Source organism: Streptomyces caniferus, assembly GCF_009811555.1.
Taxonomy (GTDB): domain Bacteria; phylum Actinomycetota; class Actinomycetes; order Streptomycetales; family Streptomycetaceae; genus Streptomyces; species Streptomyces caniferus.
Window position 1 is genome coordinate 1,362,507 of the sequence record NZ_BLIN01000005.1, and the last position, 14,272, is coordinate 1,376,778.

Sequence of the window (14,272 nt, forward strand, 5' to 3'; positions counted from 1 at the left end):
CCTCCTCACCAGATCTGGTGGGTGATCAGTCCGAAGACAGCGATGAACACCAGGTAGCAGAGCACGACCGATGAGAAGCCCAGCACCTGCGCCCGGCGGTTCCGGGCCACCCGGGCGGGCACCAGCCAGAAGGCGAGCACCCGGTTCACGATCGGCATCAGCAACCAGGTCAGCGCGCTGACGCTCAGTACGTTGGAGAGGAACAGGCCGATGTACTCGCGGACGGTGAGTTTCTCCAGCCCCACTCCCACGGTCAGGTTGAGCACCATCACCGTCGGATAGAGCGCCAGGAGAACGGACATCGCCTGCTTCCAGTTGGGCGGGGCGCCGCCCCCCTTGCCGTGGTCGAACTGGAACCAGCCGCTGAACGCCGAACCGACCTTGCGCACGTCGTACGAGGTGAAGTACTTGCTCCCCTCCTTCAGCAGCTTCGCGCGCACCTCGGAGGCGAGCCAGTCGTCGAGGTGCTCGCGGGAGTCGAACCGGAAGACGACGACCCAGTGCTCCTGCACGCCCTCCACCGGCCTGAACAGTTCGGACCCCATGAAGCCCGGCGCCTTCTCCTGCACCCTGAGCGTCTTCTCCTGCCAGCTGAGGAACCCCTGCTCGGCTCCCGGCTTCACATCATGGGAGATGACCGCGGTGACCACGTCGGCAGGCGGCTGCGCGGGGCTGCCGCCCTGGAGCACCTCCTGCGTCGGAGGGCCTTCGAAGAGCCCGCGCGCTTCTTCGAGCAACTCCTGCCGACGATTCGAATCCAGCCAGCCGGTGAGACGGTCCATACCAGAAAAGCGGAATACCGCCACCCATTCGTTTTCTTCGCCGGGGCCGGGTGGGTACACCTCTGCGCCCACGAATCCCTCGAATTCGCGGGCGGCCTGATTTGTCCTGTCCTGCCAGCGCTGATACTCGTCGATCCGGCCTTCGCGCACCTTCTGCGAGGTCACAACGGTGGCGTGGTCTGCCGCGGAACCACGGCTTGCACGGGCACTCACCTTGAGTAGCCTAGTGCATAAGCGATTTACGCGGCAAATGGGGTATTTGCCTAACCGTTCCGCAGAGGAATCGATGCCGATCGGAGACTCCGTAATGGAACAGAAAGAACTTCTCGCAGAGGCTGTACGGCTTGCCACGGAATCCGTGGAGAACGGCTGGGGCGGCCCGTTCGGTGCGGTGCTCGCGCGCGACGGGAACATCGTCGCCCGCGGACAGAACCGTGTCCTGCTGACCGGCGACCCCACCGCGCACGCCGAGATGGAGACCATCCGGAAGGCCGTGCAGGTCCTCAACCCCGAAGCTCCGAGCATCTCCGTGGAGCGTCAGAACGAGAGCACGCTGGAGTACGTCCCCCGGCCCCCCGGGTCACCGGACCCGGTCCCGGAGCGGGCCCGTATGCTCCAGGGCACCTCGATCTACATCAGCGGCGCACCCTGCCCCATGTGCATGAGTGCCATCTACTGGTCCCGGATCGACGCCGTCTACTACAGCTGCGACCTCGAGGACACCGCGAAGATCGGCTTCGACGACACGTTCCAGTACGAGGACTTCAAGAGGCCGCTCGACGAGCGCAGGATCAAGATCGAGCAGATCTACCCCGAGATGGGCGCCCAGTCGTACGCGGCCTGGACGAACCGGCCGGACAAGCACCCGTACTGACGGCGGATCACCGGCCGGACACCGCGAAGGCGGACAGCGCGAAGGCGGCATGACGGCCCGGCGGCACCACGGCCCCCATGACGGCCGCTCGGCATCCCTTTCGCCGAGCGGCCGTCATGACGGGACCGGCGACCGGGGCGGGCGCGACAGACGCCCGGCCCGGGTTGCCGTCGGTCCTGGCGCGCGACCTCGCCGTCAGGACGACGAGTGCGCCCGCCGGCTCACTCGTACATCACATACTCCGGCTGCGGCCGCAGGGCCAGCACTTCCTTCGGCGTCATCAGACGGCTGCCCTTCGCGTCCTCCTCGTAGAACAGCTTGAAACCGGTGTGCAGACCGTCCGGCATGTCCTTGACCAGCCGCCGCCAGGTCCCGCGCTTCAGGCCCGGCGAGCCGATGCCGTCGGCGCTCTTGATGAGCGCCACACCCGGCTGGGGCCGCAGGGCCGACTCCTCGCCCACGACGGACTCGGCGACCTGATGGAAGACCAGCGGCTTCTGCGGCAGGTCGTGCTCCCTGACCAGCCCGGACACATAGCGGGCCACCTTGGTCAGCTCCTGCCCGTCGGTGTGCCCGTAGGTGTCGCCCGGCACCTGGCCGGAGCTCATCTCCCATTCCGGGTCGAGCGCGATGCCCACATCGGGGTGGACGAGCCACTCGCGCAGCGCCTTGACCTCGTCGAGCACGGACGCGCGGCCCGGCTGGATGTTGAGCAGCAACAGCGCCCGCCGGTCGCGTGCCAGGCGGTGGAAGCGGCGGATGGTGGCCGCGGGCGTCCGGGAGCGGTAGGCGCCGTCCGGGCCGGCCGTGGCATTGGCCACCGTCGCCAGAAGTTCGAGTACGGGCAGGGGTTCGCGCCCCGCGGCATAGGAGTGCGCCACCTTCTCCGCCTCGGCGGCCCGCTTCTCCGGGTCACCGGTTCCGAGCCGGCCGAGCGCCGCCGCCCCGGGCAGACCACAGAACCCGACCAGCCGGTAGCGCGGGAACAGCTCCCGGCCACCCCGCGGGAGTTCGGGACGGCGCCGCTTCGTCGGGCGGGCCGAGGGCGGCGCGGTCGCCGCACCGGACGGGCTCGGGGAGCCGGACCCGCCGGAAGGGGAGGACGATGCGCCGCCCGGCGGTGACGCCTTGGGGGCGGAGTCCGCACGGGAGGAGGGCTGCCCGCACGCCGTGAGCAGTCCCAGTCCCGCCGCTGCCGTGGCCGCGAGCAGATGACGCCGGCTCGCATCCGGCGATGGAGAGGGTGAGGACGTCGCGGGGCGACGCCCGGCCGCCCCTGCCCTGCGTATCCCGCCGTCCTCTCGCCCTGACACCTCGTCCGCCACACTGCCTCCGTCCCCCGGCGTCCGGCCGATCGCCGGGCGCCGGCCGTCGTTCGGACCGGTCCTGTCCGTGCAGTGCGCATCTCCAGACCACTCGCGGCAAAACCCGTAGGGGAAATGATCAAGCCACGTCGCACCGGGCCTTCCCCTCCGTTCACCTGCCTTTCCTCGCGCCGCCACCCGGCGCGCCGACGATCCGGCGCCGCGGTCGCCCGACCCGGACCGCGGTCGCCCGACCCTGGCGCCGCAGGCCCCGGTGGACGCCGCCGCTGCGGGCCCCTCCACGTAGCGTGAGGACGTGACCCGCCCGCCACGCCTCGAAGCCCTCGCCCCCTCCCCCGAAGCGGCCCGCCACCTCACCCCCGTCCGCCGTCTCTGGTACGCGGCCTACGGCTCCAACATGCATCTCGACCGCCTGACCTGCTATTTGGCCGGTGGGCGACCCCCCGGCGGGCTGCGCACCCACCCCGGCTGCCGGGATCCCCGCCGCCCCGCGCGTACGGAACCGGTCCTGCTGCCCGGTCTGCTGTACTTCGCCACCGAATCGGAGGTGTGGACCGGTGGCAGGGCCTTCTACGACCCCGGCCCCGGCCTCCGGCCCGCCGACGGCACGGGCGGCCGGCGGACCGGAGGCGGTGAACTGCCCGCCCGGGCCTATCTGCTGACGCTCTCCCAGTTCTCGGATATCGCCGCTCAGGAGATGTACCGGGAGCCCGGTGAGGATCTCGACCTGACGGAGGCGCTCACCCGCGGCCGGGCCCGGATCGGACCCGGCAGGTACGAGACCCTGGTGTGCGCCGGACTGCTGGACGGGGACCCGGTGCTGACCTTCACCGCCCCCTGGAGCAGCCGGGACGTGGCCGCGAACCCGCCCTCGGCGGCCTACCTCCGGCACATCGCGGCAGGGATCGTCGCCGCCCACGGCTGGAGCCCGCACCAGGCCGCCGCGTACCTCGCCGGCTGCCCGGGAGCCGCGGGGCACTGGACGGCGACGGAGATCGCGGCGCTGCTCGACGCCCCGTGGTGACCGGCCCGTTCCTCCCGGCACGCCGTCCGCTCATACCGGCCGCTGCTGGAACCGTTCCGGGCACACTGGTGCCATCCGGTCGACGGACGCCGGGCCCGAGGACTGCAGCGAGGACCGTGATGCGGAAGATCATCTTGTCGATGTCGGTGTCCCTGGACGGTTTCATCGAGAGGCCGGACCGCCGGATCGACTGGCATCTGGTCGACGACGAGCTGCACCGTTACTTCAACGAGCACCTCAAGGGGATGGGCGCCTTCCTGAGCGGCCGGGTCACCCATGAACTCATGGCGGAGTTCTGGCCGACGGCGGACGCCGATCCCGCCAATGCCGGACCCATGGCCGAGTTCGCCGGGATCTGGCGGGACACTCCCAAGATCGTGTTCTCCCGGACCCTGGAACGGGCCGACTGGAACACCACCATCATGCGCGACGTCGTCCCCGAAGAGATCATGGCGCTCAAGGCGCAGCCGGGCGGAGACCTGGTGCTCAGCGGCGCCGATCTCGCCGCCGCCTTCATGGCGCACGACCTGATCGACGAGTACCGCGTCTACGTCCACCCGGTCCTCATCGGCCGGGGCAAACCCCTCTTCCCCACCACGGATGCCACGACCGCACTGCGGCTCGCCGGGACCCGGACCTTCGGCAACGGCGTCGTCCTCCTCCACTACCGGCGTGCCGAGGATTCCGCGACGACGGGCTGACCGGACGCACCGACCGCCCAGGGCCGCACCGGTCCGCCGACGGCGTCCCGTCCGCGCCTGCCGTCACCGGGCGCGCCGCACCCGCACGGTCACCGCAGACCGAGCAGGCCGGGCAGCTCGGCGAAGGAATCGAGCACATGGTCCGGTGTGCCGTCGGCGGCCCGGTGGGTCTCCGGGAGATATTTGCCGGTCCTGACGAGCACCCCGGTGATCCCGCAGCGCTGGGCCGCCAGCACATCGGACTCGATGTCGTCGCCCACCATGAGCGCTTCCGCGGCCGGGACGCCGAGGTGTGCCAGCGCGGTGGCGAAGAAGGCCGCCGCCGGTTTGCCGGTGACCGTCGCCTCGACGCCGGCCGCCCGTTCCAGCCCCGGCAGGAAGGCCCCGGTGTCCAGGTCGAGCCCGTCCGCCGTACGCCAGTACAGGTTGCGGTGCATGGCGACCAGCCGGGCACCGCGCTGCAGGTCCCGGAAGGCGCTGTTGAGGGCCGGGTAGCCGAACGCATCGCCCGCACCGCCGAGGACGATCACCTCCGGCGCGTCCCGGTCCTCCTCGCCCGTCCCCTCCTCCCCCATCAGCGTCACACCTGTCAGGTCCTCGCGGACGTCGCCGCTGTTGATCAGCCGGCAGCGTGCCTGCGGATGGTGTGCGCGCAGGTAGGCGGCGGTGACGGCGGGGGCGGTCAGGATGTCGTCGACACCGACCGGAAATCCCTCCCCGGCCAGCCGCCCGGCGACCGCCGCGCGGGTCCGCGAGGTGGTGTTGGTGACCAGTACCAGCGGGAGCCCCGCGGCGCGCAGCCCTTCCATCGCCGCCACCGTGCCCGGCAGCGCCTTCCAGGAGACGGTGAGCACGCCGTCGATATCGATCAGGACCGCTCCGATTCCCTTCATACGCCGACGGTAACCACCCCCGGCCATGGCCGGCCCGGCGTCCGGGCAGCGGGGCGGCCCGACTTGCGAAGCCCCCGGGGATGGGGTTACTTCGAAGAGAGGTGTGGACGCGGCAACCGTCTCCCCTGGACTAGGGGGTGCACACTGTGCTGTTCACCGACCGCGCGGACGCGGGGCATCGCCTCGCCGAATCGCTGCAGCATCTGCAGGGGGAAGAACCCGTCGTGCTGGGACTGCCCCGTGGCGGGGTCCCGGTGGCCTTCGAAGTGGCCCGGGCGCTCCGGGCGCCGCTCGATGTGATCGTGGTCCGCAAGCTGGGGGTTCCCTACCAGCGCGAGCTGGGTTTCGGCGCCATCGGCGAGGGCGGCGTACGCGTGATCAGCGACGACATCGTCCGCCGTGGCCGCCTCGACCAGGCCGACCTGGCCTCCGTGGAGCACGCCGAGGCGGCCGAGCTGACCCGCCAGGCGGAACGCTTCCGCGCCGGACGCCCCCGGCTCGATCTCGCCGGCCGCACGGCGATCGTCGTGGACGACGGGATCGCCACCGGCGCCACCGCGGCGGCCGCCTGCCAGGTGGTACGCGCGCAGGGCGCGGCCCGGGTGGTGCTCGCGGTGCCCGTGGCGCCGCCGGACGCGGCCGAGCGGCTCCGCGGCGCGACCGATGAATTCGTCTGCCTGTCCACCCCGTTCGCCTTCTCCGCCGTCGGCGAGTGGTACCGGGACTTCTCCCAGACGCCGGACGACGAGGTCGTCGCGCTGCTGGCACGGGCCGCGGCCGACCCCGGGCCGGCCGGCCCCCAGCAGCGCGCCGGAGCGCCCGGCGGGGCGGGTGCGGAGACGGATGTGGCGGAGGAGGTGGCGATCGACGCCGCCGGGGTCCGGCTCACCGGGGACCTCACCGTGCCGGCGGGCAGCCGGGCCGTGGTGATGTTCGCTCACGGCTCGGGCAGCAGCCGGCACAGCCCGCGCAACCGCCTGGTCGCCGCGGCCCTGAACGACGCGGGCCTGGGCACCTTGCTCTTCGACCTGCTCACACCGGCGGAGGAGGCCCACCGGGCGAACGTCTTCGACATCGACACCCTCGCCGGGCGGCTGACGGACGCCACCGGGTGGCTGCGCGGCCGCATCGCCGGCCCGGTCGGCTACTTCGGCGCCAGCACCGGAGCCGCGGCGGCGCTGCGGGCCGCCGCGTCCCCCGGCGCGGACATCGCCGCCGTGGTCTCCCGCGGCGGCCGCCCCGACCTCGCCGGACCACTGCTCTCCGGCGTACGGGCGCCGACGCTGCTCATCGTGGGCGGCAACGACCCCCTGGTCCTCGACCTCAACCGCGAGGCCGAGGCGGCCCTGCGCGGGGAGACCCGTCTGGAGATCGTGCCCGGCGCCACCCATCTCTTCGAGGAACGCGGCGCCCTCCAGCAGGTCGCCGCCCTCGCCCGGGACTGGTTCATCAGCCACATGGTGATACCGGCATAGCCCCTCGGGGGCCTTGCCCCGGGCCCGCCCTCAGGCCTCAGTCGATGGTGATCTCGCCCATCGCACTCCAGCCGTCCGCACCCTCGATGGTGGTGCTGACAATGTCCGGGGTGCGGCGCAGCAGCGGACGCATCGTCTCGATTCCGGCGCGGAAGTGGTCGGAATTGACGTGCGCCTCGGCGGCGTCGTCCTGGAATGCCTCGACCAGGACATAGGTGTTCGGGTCCTCGATGCTGCGGGACCATTCGAACCACAGGTTGCCGGGCTCGGCACGGGTGGCGCTGGTGAAGGATTCGACGTGCTGCGGCCACTCTTCGACGTACTCGGGCTTCACGGGGAACTTGACGACAATGAAGATCATCCATCGAGTCTAGGACACCCGGTGCCGGCCGGCGCCAACCGGGGCAATTGCGCAGCCGTCACGTATGCGGCCGTCATGCCCGGTCGCCCGCATCGGGCCCGGCCGCCGAGGGGCGGTTCAACGATTTCACGAGCAGCACGCCCACCACGATCAGCGCTGTCCCGAGCCACACCGGCCCGGCGCCGAAGGCGAGCACCACGATGCCCACCGGGGTCAGATAGCCCGCGAGCGGCAGGAGCATGTCGCTGACCGGCGGTTCCTCCGGTCCGGGCAGCCCCTGTTCGCGCCGGGCCCGTGCGCGCACGACGTCCGGGTACCACCGGGTGAACTGCAGCGCGACGATGATGGCTGCGATCTGGATGATCCATCCCGTCCACAGGTTATTGGAATTGTGCAGCACAAGGTCGCCATAGGCGCCTGCTATCGCCGCCACTCCGAAAGCCGCACCCCATACCCCCGTGATGCAGTAATTGGTGCGCAGAAACCTGGGATCGTCCCAGAACTCGCGAGGAACTTGTTCTCGCGCGTACTGCAACGTAAACGGCACTCCGACCGCCATGGACCGAGGGAAATCACCAGGAGCGCGATATTCGAAACCTCTCCCGAGTAATTCTCCAGCCAGCGGAGCGTGCCCGGGGAGGCGACAATACCGATGACCGCCATCGCCGCGAAGAACACGACGTCGGCGATCTCGAGGATTTTGACTCTCCACGCTAAACCTCGGCAACGGCTCCCTCTACTCGGCTGCCGGACGGCACGGAGGCGGGCCGGCCACGGCGCACGGCAGCGGGCAGCGGGCAGCGGGCAGCGGGCAGTGGACAGCGGGCAGAAACCGTGAACGGTACGGCCGTTTCCCGCCCTTGCGCGCCGCCCGTGATCAACAGCGGCACGCCATCCCCCCGTTCACACCACTGTGGGCCCCTCGCGTCCGCCGAAGCGGAGGCGAGGAGCCCACCAAACCCCCTCGGGGAGGGCCTTCAGGTCACCGTCCTGATTCAGGACTGCGGCCGCTTGCCGTGGTTGGCTCCGTTCTTGCGACGGGCCTTCTTCTTACGACGGCGCTTCGATGACATGGCGTCTCCCTTCCTCGGAGTCTCAGCGATGCTTTTCGCCGAATTTCTACCACTTCACAACGGTATCTCGCCCGGCGATCATGAGGCCGCGTACCCAGCCCACCGGGGCCCACCCCACTCCGGGTTGTGAAACAGCCCACGGACGTGTGGTGCGGGTACGTACGTCACGACCCTACAGATCTGCCTCCTCGCCGAGGTACAGACCGGCGAACGCCTGCGCCGCGGACTGTGACCCCAGCAGCCGCCGCAGGCGCGCGGAGGCCGTGCCCGCCTGGAACCGGTCGCCGGACGAGGCGCCGTGCAGCATGTAGGAGAGCCACTGCGAGAACTCCAGGTACTGCCAGACCCGCCGCAGACAGGCCGGTCCGTACCCGTCGAGGCCGCTGTCGTCGCCCTGGTAGTGCGCGATCAGCGCCTCGCCGAGCAGCAGCGCGTCATGAAGCGCGAGGTTCATGCCCTTGGCGGCGATCGGCGCGACCAGATGCGCCGAGTCGCCCGCCAGGTAGACCCGGCCGTACGCCATCGGTTCGACGACGTAGTCGTGCATGTCCAGGACCACCTTCTCGATCAGCGGTCCTTCGGTCAGCGGCGGTGCGCCGGCGGCGCCGAGCCGGGCCTGCAGTTCCTCCCATACCCGCGTGTGCGACCAGTTCCCGGCGTCCTCGCCGGGCTCGACCTGGAGGTAGTAGCGGGTGACCTGGGGACTGCGGGCCATATGGGCACCGAATCCGCGCTCATGGATGCCGAAGACCACTCCCTCGGCGGACGGCGGCGCCTCCGCGAGGAGCGCGAGCCAGGCCACGCCGTGGTCATGACGGGTGAGGACCGCCCGGCCGTCGGGTATGGCCGCGCGGCTCACCCCGCGCGCGCCGTCGCAGCCCGCGATGAAGTCGCACTCGATACGGTGCCGGGCGCCGGTCACCGGGTCGGTGTAGGAGACCGCCGGCCGGTCCCCGTCGATGTCGTGCAGCTCCACCTCGCGCACGCCGAAGCGCACTTCCCCGCCCGCCTTGTCCGCGTACGACGCCACGAGGTCGGTGACCAGCAACGGCTGCGGGTAGACGTAGTGGTGCCGCCCCGACAGCTCCGCGGTCCGTACGGTGTGCCGCTCGCCGTCGAACCGGAACTCGAACTCGCCCTGGGTGTCGGCCCGTTCGAGCAGCCGGTCGGCCAGTCCGTGCCGGGCCAGCGCGTGCACCACCCACTCCTCCATGAACCCGGCGCGCGGGCGCTGCTCGATGAACTCCCTGCTCTCCGCTTCCAGCAGCACACAGTCGACTCCGGCGGCACGCAGCAGATTCGCCACGGTGAGTCCGGCGGGCCCGGCTCCGACGATGACGACGCGGGTGCGCGTGAGGAGGGAGGGGGTGGAGGACACGTCGCGGGGTTCCCTTCGGATGAGCAGAACGATCGCACGCAGTATGGCGGTTGCCGGACGCGGACGATCCGGCGGCCCGGTCGCCCGTACGGGGCGCCGGACCACCGGCCCGTTCTCACGGGTTCGGCCTACGCACTGCCCGTGAGGCTGGCGAACACCACGACGTTGTCCGGGTAGTAGTGCCGGCCCTGGTTGTACTGGCCGCCGCAGGTGATCAGGCGGAGGCCGGCGTGGTCGAGGTTCTTGTACACCTCGACCGTGGGGAACTTGTTCTTCGGATACTGGGCGACGCGGTCGACGGTGAACTTCGCCGTCTTCCCGTCCTGCCGGGCGACCTCGATGGTGTCACCGGCCTTCATCGACGACAGCTTCTCGAACACCGACGGCTTGCCGTTCCAGCTGACATGGCCGGCGATCACGGCCGGCCCCTGGGAGCCGGGCGTCGGGCCCGGCCGGTACCAGCCCGCCTTGTCGGGATCGCGCGGGGTCTCCATGGTCCCGTTCGCGTGCTGGCCCAGCGTCTCCAGCGTGGAGGAGACCTGGAGCGAAGGGATGGAGAGCCGTTCGGGAACCGACTTCGGCAGGCTGGCGGCAGCTTGGCTCCCGGATCCACTGCCCGAACTGCCCGAAGCCTCGTCCTGGGACGCGTCCCCGCCCTGGGCCGGCGGCTGCCCCGCGGGGAGCGACCGGGGCGGCGCCGTCTCCTGCCCTCCGCACCCGGCGACGAGCACGCTCGCCAGTGCCGCGGCGACCGCGCAGCCGAGCACGCGGTGGCCGCGGCGGCGTACGGTGATCACGAGGTCCTCGCTCCGGCGGCTCACGCGGCGTCCCCGTTGTTCCCGTTCCACCCGGCGGCGAGCACGCTCTTGCGGCGCCGCGCGACGGCCAGTGCACCGGTCACCGCCACGAAGGCGACACCTCCGGCCCCCATCACCGCGATCGGGACCCCTTTCTCCTCGACGGGCCCGGTTCCGGTCTCGACCCCGCCCACCGGTATGGATCCCACCGCGGCGCCCTTGACCTCACCGCAGTTGGTCGGAGCGGTCGCCTCCTGGGGGAGTTTGGGATCGAGTTCGCTCTTTCCCGCCCCGTCGAAGTCGTACTTCTTGTTGTTGTTGCGGTCGATGCCGTGCTGCACGATGTGCAGGTCCTTGATGTGGTCGACCACGGCCTGGGAGACGGGGATCGTGCGCTGGTAGGAGAGCTTGCCCTGCGCGTCCGCCACGGGCATGCGGTCGACGGCGAGGCCGCTCATCATGTCCGTGGGTCCCTTGGTGGTGAGGGAGATGTTGATGTTGCCGTAGTCGACCGTGGCTTCGGTGTTGTCGAGGACGCCGTCGCGGTTCGTGTCGTCGCTCGCGTCCGGGCAGTGGAAGTCATGGCCATCGGTGGAGCCGTGGAGGTGCTGCGCCGACGGCTGCCCGGGGACGAGCCCCTCGGACTCGATCTTCACGGTCAGCTGCCTGCCCTGGACGCTGAGCATCGCCGTGCCCTTGGAACCGGAGTCGTTCAACTGCGACAGGTTGATCTGGAACGCTCCGGTGCCCTCGGCGACGGCCTGGGAAGAGGCGCCCACGGTGAGGGCCAGGGCGGCGGGCAGAGCGAAGAGTGCGGCGAGGCGGCTGGTGCGCTTGGCTATCACGTTCGATCCTTTTCCGGCGGTCTCCCAGGGGAAGGGAGGAGACCGCACGTCGTCCGGCTTCGAGAGCGACACCTCGGTGAGGTGCCGACCCTTATTCGGAGCCGCAACGCCCTTGGATGGGTGACGTATGGAAAAAAATTCCGGGAGCCGTCGCACGAGGCTCCCCCACGGCGCCCGGCGCCCTACGCACCGTGGCCGGACACACCGTATGACCAGGTGCGGAAGCCTCTCGGGGGTTCCCGGGGGCAACGGCGAACTCGGTGACCGCCGCGGCCGTGATGACGTCGAGGCGTCTCGGCCATCAGCCCGGGGACGGGCGGCCCGACGCCGTGCACGGGCCGGCTCAGGGCGTGAGGACCGTCTTGATCATTCCGTCCTCCTTGGCCTGGAAGGTCTTGTATGCCTGGGGGCCTTCTTCCAGGGGGAGGGTGTGGGTGGCGAAGTGGTCGACGCCCAGGACGTCGTCGTCGTTCAGGAGGGGCAGGATGTCGTCGACCCAGCGCTTGACGTTGGCCTGCCCCATCCTCAGCTGAATCTGCTTGTCGAACAGGGTGAGCATGGGGACGGGATCGACCGCACCGCCATAGACCCCGATCAGGGAGATGGTGCCGCCTCGGCGCACCGCGTCCACGGCCATGTTGAAGGCCGTCATGCTGTCCACGCCCGCGCGCGCCATCAGCTTCTTGCCCAGGGCGTCGGGCAGCATCCCCGCCATGTTCTGGGCGGCCCGTGTGAGGGGGGCGCCGTGGGCCTCCATACCGACCGCTTCGATGACGGAGTCCGTACCGCGTCCGTCGGTGAGCCGCCGGATCTCCTGGGCCACGTCCTTGCCGTGTTCGTTCAGGTCGAGGGGGTGCACACCCCGCTCCCGGGCCCGGGCGAGGCGTTCGGGGACCAGGTCGACGCCGATGACCTGGCCCGCGCCCTGGTGGAGGGCGATGCGGGCGGCCATGTCACCGATCGGACCGAGTCCCAGCACGGTGACGCTGCCGCCCGGCGGGACGGCGGCGTACACGACGGACTGCCAGGCCGTGGGCAGGACGTCGGAGAGGTAGACGAACCGCTGGTCCGGCGGCCCCTCGGGGACCTTGATGGGGAGCGTGTTCCCGAACGGCACGCGGAGGAACTCGGCCTGCCCGCCGGGGACTTGGCCGTAGAGCTTGGTGAACCCGAAGAGGGCGGCGCCCATGCCCCGGTCCGTGACCTGAGTGGTCTCGCACTGGGAGTGCAGACCGCGCCGGCACATCCAGCACGTACCGCAGGAGACATTGAACGGAACGACCACCCGGTCGCCCACGGACAGCGCGGTGACGCCGCTGCCGACCTCCTCGACGATGCCCATGGGCTCATGGCCAAGGATGTCGCCGGGGTCGAGGTAGGGGCCGAAGACTTCGTAGAGGTGCAGGTCCGAGCCGCAGATGCCGGTGGAGGTGATGCGCACGATGACGTCGGTCGGTTCCTGGATCGTCGGATCCGGGACGGTCTCCACGCGCACGTCGCGCCTGCCGTGCCAGGTCAGAGCTCTCATCGTCACTCCCTCACGAGTCCTCCGTGCCAGGTGCCCCCTTCCACCATGCGACTGATGGGGAGGAGACGCAGGGCAGGGTCGCGTTCCGGGCCGGGGCGGGGCGGGGCGGGGCGGGGCAGTATCGGGCCAGCCGGTGTCGGACCGGGGCACGCCCACGCCCCGTACCGGGCGCCGGCGCGGCAGGAACGACGGATGCGCACCTCCCGCGCGCCCTTCGCGAAGGTCCCGCTTCGACGGGTGCGGGCGTGCGGATCGCCCGCCCGCCTGTCAGGCAGTGGAGGCAATTCCGTACGCCGCGGTGATAAGGGTGCGGCGTCCGGGAACTCCTTGTCCGTCAGCCGGAGAAGCCGGCCGACCCTAGGAGAGGCGGTGTGCCGTGGGGCATGGCGGCGATGTGATTGCGGAGCTGACCACCGACCACCGTGAGGTCGACGACCTCTTCGAGCGGTTCGAAGACGCTCCGCCCGGCAGCGAGGACCGCAGGCGCATCGTGGATGCGCTGACGATCGAGCTGGTACGGCACTCCGTGGCCGAGGAGGAGTACCTCTACCCCGCGGTGCGCGAGCACCTGGAGGAGGGGGACGCGCTGGCGGACAAGGAGCTCGCCGACCACGCCCGCGTCGAGCAGCTGCTCGACGACCTCCAGCACCGGGACGCCACGGACAAGGACTTCGACCGGCTGATGGTGAAGCTCCGCACGGAGGTGAGGGCGCATGTGGAGGACGAGGAGAACCGCCTCTTCGCCCAGCTCCGCACCGGCGTCCACCCCTACGTCCTGGAGGAGCTGGGCAACAAGATCCGCCAGGCGAAGAAGTCCGCGCCCACCCGCCCCCACCCCGGTGCCCCGACCAAGCCCCCGGCCAACAAGCTCCTCGCCCCGGGCGTGGGACTCGTGGACCGGGTACGCGACTACGTCACCGGCCGCGGCCAGTAGCCCTCGCCCGCGCGGCCTCCCCCATGGTCCTGGCGGCCGCCCGGGAACGAGCTGATCGCGGACCTCACCCGCGCGGCCGAGGGCGTCGCCCTGGCCACGGGCACCGGGGCGGAGGTCACACAGGCCGCCACGATCGGCGGAGCACGGTCGGCCACCCGGTCGCCGGAGCCACCGTTCGTACTCCTCTCCGGCACGGAATCTCGACGTGCGGGGCCGTTGCGCGGCACCGCAGACTACGGAGGAGACCGACTTCGTCGCGGAGAGGAGCTGAGGTGGGGACCC

General features: G+C 70.8%; 15 protein-coding genes. 5 read left to right on the top strand and 10 right to left on the bottom strand.

What is annotated here, in order from left to right; genetic code table 11:
• Positions 1–5: 5 nt before the first annotated feature.
• Entirely contained in the window at positions 6–995 is a 990-nt protein-coding gene (locus tag Scani_RS22495; protein ID WP_246296082.1) for an antibiotic biosynthesis monooxygenase, read from the bottom strand.
• Between the two features lie 94 nt (positions 996–1,089).
• Between Scani_RS22495 and Scani_RS22500 the strand changes: the two genes are divergently transcribed.
• On the top strand, positions 1,090–1,656 hold the full coding sequence (locus Scani_RS22500; RefSeq protein ID WP_159479256.1) for a nucleoside deaminase: 567 nt from the start codon (positions 1,090–1,092) through the stop codon (positions 1,654–1,656).
• Between the two features lie 221 nt (positions 1,657–1,877).
• On the opposite strand, the gene Scani_RS22505 is transcribed toward Scani_RS22500, so the two are convergent.
• Entirely contained in the window at positions 1,878–2,981 is a 1,104-nt protein-coding gene (locus Scani_RS22505; RefSeq protein WP_246296083.1) for a hypothetical protein, read from the bottom strand.
• A gap of 295 nt (positions 2,982–3,276) precedes the next feature.
• On the opposite strand from Scani_RS22505, the gene Scani_RS22510 reads away from it, so the two are divergent.
• Both Scani_RS22510 and Scani_RS22515 read left to right on the top strand, forming a co-directional pair.
• Positions 3,277–4,005 (top strand): histone deacetylase, encoded by a 729-nt coding sequence (locus Scani_RS22510; protein WP_174872741.1) that lies wholly within the window; start codon positions 3,277–3,279, stop codon positions 4,003–4,005.
• Between the two features lie 119 nt (positions 4,006–4,124).
• Positions 4,125–4,706, top strand: coding sequence for a dihydrofolate reductase family protein (locus Scani_RS22515; protein ID WP_159479258.1), 582 nt, complete (start codon positions 4,125–4,127; stop codon positions 4,704–4,706).
• Positions 4,707–4,795: 89 nt separating this feature from the next.
• On the opposite strand, the gene Scani_RS22520 is transcribed toward Scani_RS22515, so the two are convergent.
• Complete coding sequence (locus Scani_RS22520; RefSeq protein ID WP_159479260.1) at positions 4,796–5,599, bottom strand: HAD-IIA family hydrolase; 804 nt, start codon at positions 5,597–5,599, stop codon at positions 4,796–4,798.
• Positions 5,600–5,745: 146 nt separating this feature from the next.
• Here Scani_RS22520 and Scani_RS22525 point away from each other — a divergent pair, with 146 nt between their 5' ends.
• Positions 5,746–7,074, top strand: coding sequence for a phosphoribosyltransferase family protein (locus Scani_RS22525; RefSeq protein ID WP_159482297.1), 1,329 nt, complete (start codon positions 5,746–5,748; stop codon positions 7,072–7,074).
• A gap of 37 nt (positions 7,075–7,111) precedes the next feature.
• Here Scani_RS22525 and Scani_RS22530 read toward each other — a convergent pair whose 3' ends face one another.
• The 7 genes from Scani_RS22530 to Scani_RS22555 all read right to left on the bottom strand — a co-directional run bounded on the left by Scani_RS22530 (position 7,112) and on the right by Scani_RS22555 (position 13,056).
• The gene (locus tag Scani_RS22530; protein ID WP_159479262.1) at positions 7,112–7,435 is read right to left on the bottom strand and encodes a putative quinol monooxygenase; all 324 of its coding nucleotides are present in this window, start codon (positions 7,433–7,435) and stop codon (positions 7,112–7,114) included.
• A gap of 73 nt (positions 7,436–7,508) precedes the next feature.
• On the bottom strand, positions 7,509–7,994 hold the full coding sequence (locus tag Scani_RS22535; RefSeq protein WP_246296084.1) for a hypothetical protein: 486 nt from the start codon (positions 7,992–7,994) through the stop codon (positions 7,509–7,511).
• A 436-nt stretch (positions 7,995–8,430) separates the two neighbouring features.
• Positions 8,431–8,508: a 50S ribosomal protein bL37 gene (locus Scani_RS42205; RefSeq protein WP_370454205.1), complete on the bottom strand. Its 78-nt coding sequence runs from the start codon at positions 8,506–8,508 to the stop codon at positions 8,431–8,433.
• Positions 8,509–8,680: 172 nt separating this feature from the next.
• Positions 8,681–9,886 carry a 4-hydroxybenzoate 3-monooxygenase gene (locus tag Scani_RS22540; RefSeq protein WP_159479263.1) on the bottom strand — a complete coding sequence of 402 codons (1,206 nt, stop codon included), beginning with the start codon at positions 9,884–9,886 and terminating at the stop codon, positions 8,681–8,683.
• Between the two features lie 128 nt (positions 9,887–10,014).
• Positions 10,015–10,683 (bottom strand): class F sortase, encoded by a 669-nt coding sequence (locus Scani_RS22545; protein WP_159482298.1) that lies wholly within the window; start codon positions 10,681–10,683, stop codon positions 10,015–10,017.
• Positions 10,684–10,703: 20 nt separating this feature from the next.
• The gene (locus Scani_RS22550) at positions 10,704–11,528 is read right to left on the bottom strand and encodes a hypothetical protein (RefSeq protein ID WP_159479265.1); all 825 of its coding nucleotides are present in this window, start codon (positions 11,526–11,528) and stop codon (positions 10,704–10,706) included.
• A gap of 343 nt (positions 11,529–11,871) precedes the next feature.
• Positions 11,872–13,056, bottom strand: coding sequence for a zinc-dependent alcohol dehydrogenase (locus Scani_RS22555; protein WP_159479267.1), 1,185 nt, complete (start codon positions 13,054–13,056; stop codon positions 11,872–11,874).
• 376 nt (positions 13,057–13,432) lie between these two features.
• Between Scani_RS22555 and Scani_RS22560 the strand changes: the two genes are divergently transcribed.
• Entirely contained in the window at positions 13,433–13,990 is a 558-nt protein-coding gene (locus Scani_RS22560) for a hemerythrin domain-containing protein (RefSeq protein ID WP_159479269.1), read from the top strand.
• The last annotated feature ends 282 nt before the right edge of the window (positions 13,991–14,272 follow it).